Source organism: Actinomadura logoneensis, assembly GCF_003428695.1.
GTDB classification, from domain to species: Bacteria; Actinomycetota; Actinomycetes; order Streptosporangiales; family Streptosporangiaceae; genus Spirillospora; species Spirillospora logoneensis.
In genome coordinates this window covers 1-3345 of record NZ_QURH01000130.1, presented here as the reverse complement: position 1 = coordinate 3345, position 3345 = coordinate 1, and the positions used below count along the sequence as shown (strand labels likewise).

Annotated in this window: 3 protein-coding genes and 1 riboswitch; of the genes, 1 reads left to right on the top strand and 2 read right to left on the bottom strand. The window is 72.1% G+C overall.

Going from position 1 to position 3345, the window contains the following annotated elements; genetic code table 11:
* On the bottom strand, positions 1 to 492 hold a 492-nt coding region (locus DZF91_RS06990), incomplete at its 3' end, for an aminotransferase class V-fold PLP-dependent enzyme (protein WP_117356666.1).
* Positions 493 to 547: 55 nt separating this feature from the next.
* Positions 548 to 662: riboswitch (SAM riboswitch) on the bottom strand.
* 51 nt (positions 663 to 713) lie between these two features.
* Between DZF91_RS06990 and DZF91_RS06985 the strand changes: the two genes are divergently transcribed.
* Positions 714 to 1106: a hypothetical protein gene (locus DZF91_RS06985; protein WP_117356665.1), complete on the top strand. Its 393-nt coding sequence runs from the start codon at positions 714 to 716 to the stop codon at positions 1104 to 1106.
* Positions 1107 to 1178: 72 nt separating this feature from the next.
* On the opposite strand, the gene DZF91_RS06980 is transcribed toward DZF91_RS06985, so the two are convergent.
* Positions 1179 to 3345, bottom strand: a 2167-nt coding sequence (locus tag DZF91_RS06980) for a transglycosylase domain-containing protein (RefSeq protein WP_199486460.1), incomplete at its 5' end; no start/stop codon positions are given.

The following is a 3345-nucleotide window of genomic DNA, read 5'->3' as shown; positions in this document are numbered from 1 at the left end:
CGGGGACCCGGCGAGCGCGCGGTCGGCGGCGGCGACGGCCTCGACCGGCGAGGACGGCGCGGGCAGCCGCACGGCCCGCCGCCACGGCAGCAGCGTCGCGTGGTGCTCGGTCTCGAACACCACGACCGTCGTCCCGGACGGGACGCAGTGCGCGAGCAGGTTCATCGCGTCGGTGGTGTTGCGGGTGAACACGACCGCCGTGCGCGGACGGGCGCCGAGGAAGCCGCGGACGGTCTCCCGCGCCTTCTCGTACGCCGCGGTCGTGACCTGCGAGGCGTAGCCCGCGCCCCGGTGCACGCTGCTGTAGTAGGGGAGCGCCTCGGAGATCGCCTGCTGCACCGCGGACAGACACGGCGCGCTCGCGGCGTAGTCGAGGTTGGCGTAGGGGACGCGGCGTCCGTCGGCCAGCGGGACGGGCGCGTCCGCGCCGATCACGGACGGTGCCGATGCGGCGGACGAGACGGAACGGGTGGCGAGGGCGGTCGCGGACATACGTGTGCACTCCTCGGGGATCAGGGATCCCGAGGGCCGTGCCCTGGATCGACGGGATCCGCGCTTGCCGGGACGCGGTGGCGTCCGGCCTGGTCCTCACCCGGGGCACCCCATCGCGGACGAAGGGTTGCCGGCCAGCAAGCCGGGGCTTGACGCTGGCGCTCATGACCTGGTGCGAAAGTATAGGAGGACGGGAGAAGGATCAAGTCGGAAGGCAGCGGATGGGGTACGGGGTGATCAGGACGCCGGTGGTCGGGGGCGTGCTCGCGGTGAGCGCGGCGGCGCTGCTGGTCGGCTGCGGCGGCGCGCTCGGCGGGGGCGGGAACTCCGCCGCGACCTGCGACGGCGCGAAGAAGGCGTACGAGCGGTACATCGGCGGCGTCCGCGCGGTGTCGGCCGCGGACGCGGCGCAGTGGCGGCAGCCCACCGAGCAGCTCGCGGCGAGCCTGGCGGGCCTGGCGGACAAGGCGTCCGACGCCCGGCTCAGGGACGCGCTGAAGGACCAGGCCACGAAGCTGCGCGCGGCGGCCGGGACGGTCTCGGCCGGGGACGTGGAGCAGCTCAACGAGGCGCTCGCCGCCGCGCCCGACGCGCTGGGCACCGCCTGCCGCTGAGCCGCGACAGGGCGGAGAAGCACAGGCCGCGACGGGAAAGGGGGCCCCGAGTGGACTCGGGACCCCCTGGGGTCAGTAGCTCAGATCTCCGGTGCCGGGCTTGGTGTCGCCACCGCCCCCGCCGCCGCCTCCTCCGCCGCCGTCACCGGGGCCGGGAGGAGTGGGACGGCCCGTGGGCTTGCCGGTGGGCCGGTGCGTCGGACGGCCGGACGGCGGTCCGGACGGCTCGTTGGTCCGGCCCGGCTTGGTCGGCTTGCCGGACGGCACGCGCGTCGTGGGCCGGTCCGTCGGCCGCTGGGTCACCGGACCCGGGTCGTACCCGGTCTGGATGGACGGCGGGTCGAACGACTTGGCCTCGAAGTTCTTGATCGAGACCGCGTCCCCCATGTAGCTCTTCCAGATCTGCGCGGGGAGCTGGCCGCCGTAGGCGCCGTAGCCGGGGATCTCCAGCGGCTTGCCGTCGCTGCGGAACATCGCGACCGTGGTCTGGAGCTGCGGGATGAACCCGTTGAACCAGATCGCCGCGCCGCCGTTGGTGGTGCCGGTCTTGCCCGCGACGTCGCGCCCGTCGTCGAGCTGCGCGCCGGTGCCGGTGCCGCCCTGGACGACCTTCTGCATCGCGTAGGTGGCGTCCTTGGCGACCTGGTCGCTGAAGACGTCGTCGCCCTTCTCGGAGAACTTCTTGGTGTCGCCCTTGTTGTCCTCGACCGAGCGGACCACGTACGGGGTGCGGTGCGTGCCGCCCGCCGCGAACGTCGAGTACACCCCGGCCATCTCGATCGGGTGCACCGAGATCGGGCCGAGCGGCAGCGACGGGGCCTTGTCGGCGCCGTTCGCGGTGAGCTGGCTCTTCGGGATGCCCATCGCCTCGGCCATCTTCACCACCTTGTCGAGCCCGACCTCCTGACCGAGGTTGACGTAGGCGGTGTTGATCGAGTGCTCGGTGGCGGTGACCAGGTTGACGTCACCGAACGACTCGTTGGAGTCGTTGTGGAGCTGGGCGCCGGCGAAGGTCTGCGGGGACGAGCCGTCCTCGGTGGTGTCGAGGCCGTAGCCCGCCTTGAGCGCGGCGGCCAGCACGATCGGCTTGAAGCCGGAGCCGGGCTGCGCCCAGTCGTACCAGACGCTCGACCCCATCTCGCTGAGGTAGTTGCGGCCGCCGTAGAAGGCGAGCACCTGCCCGGTGGACGGGTCGACCGACACCAGCGCGGTGCGGATCTTCTTGCTCATCCCGCTCGGGACGTTGTTGGTCACCGCCTGCTTGGCGGCGTCCATCAGGTCCTTGTCGAACGTCGTGACGATCTTCAGCCCGTCGCGGTTGATCTCGTCCTCGGTGTAGCCGCGGCGCTCGATCAGCTCCTTGCGGGCCACGTTGATCATGTAGCCGTTCTGGCCGCGGTAGACGTTCTTCAGCTTCTGCGCGCGCGGCTTGGGGAACTTCATCTGCGCCTGCTGCGCGGGCGTCAGGGCGTGGTCGCGGACCATGTTGCCGACGACCGCCTGCCAGCGCTGCTGCGCGTAGGTCATGGCCGCCCCGGACGGGTCGCCGAACGGCGTCGGCTGCTGGATCGCCGCGGCCAGGTAGGCGCCCTCGGACGGGGTGAGGTCCTTCACGTCCTTGTTGTAGTAGGCGTGCGCGGCGGCCTGGATGCCGTAGGCGTCGCGGCCGAAGTAGATCGTGTTGAGGTACTGCTCGAGGATCCAGTCCTTGGACTTCTCACGGCCCACCTTCAGGGAGACCATGACCTCCTTGAGCTTGCGGGTGACCGAGCGCTCCTGGCCGATGCCGCCGTAGTAGTTGCGGACCATCTGCTGGGTGATGGTCGAGCCGCCCTGCAGCTGCTTGCCGGTCGCGGTGGACCAGAACGCGCGGGCGGTGCCCTTCACCGAGACGCCGGGGTCGCTGTAGAAGCTGCGGTTCTCGGCGGCGATCACCGCCTCCCGGACGCCCTTGGGCACCTGGCTGATCGGCACGGCCTCGCGGTTGGTGCCGGTCTTGGCGATGACGGTCTTGCCGTCGGCGTAGTAGTACGTCGGGCCCTGCGCGACGGCGGCCTGCGACGGCGACGGGACCGGCGTGAGCAGGTAGGCCACGGCGAACGCGGCGATGCCGAGCCCGATCAGCGCGAGGACCGTGAAGGCCGCGCGCCGGGCGTACCTCGCGCCCCGGCTGCGCCGCTTGCGCGGCCCGCGTCCGCCGGCGTCTCCGGCCCCCGCCTTCCCGCCGGCCGCCGTGCGG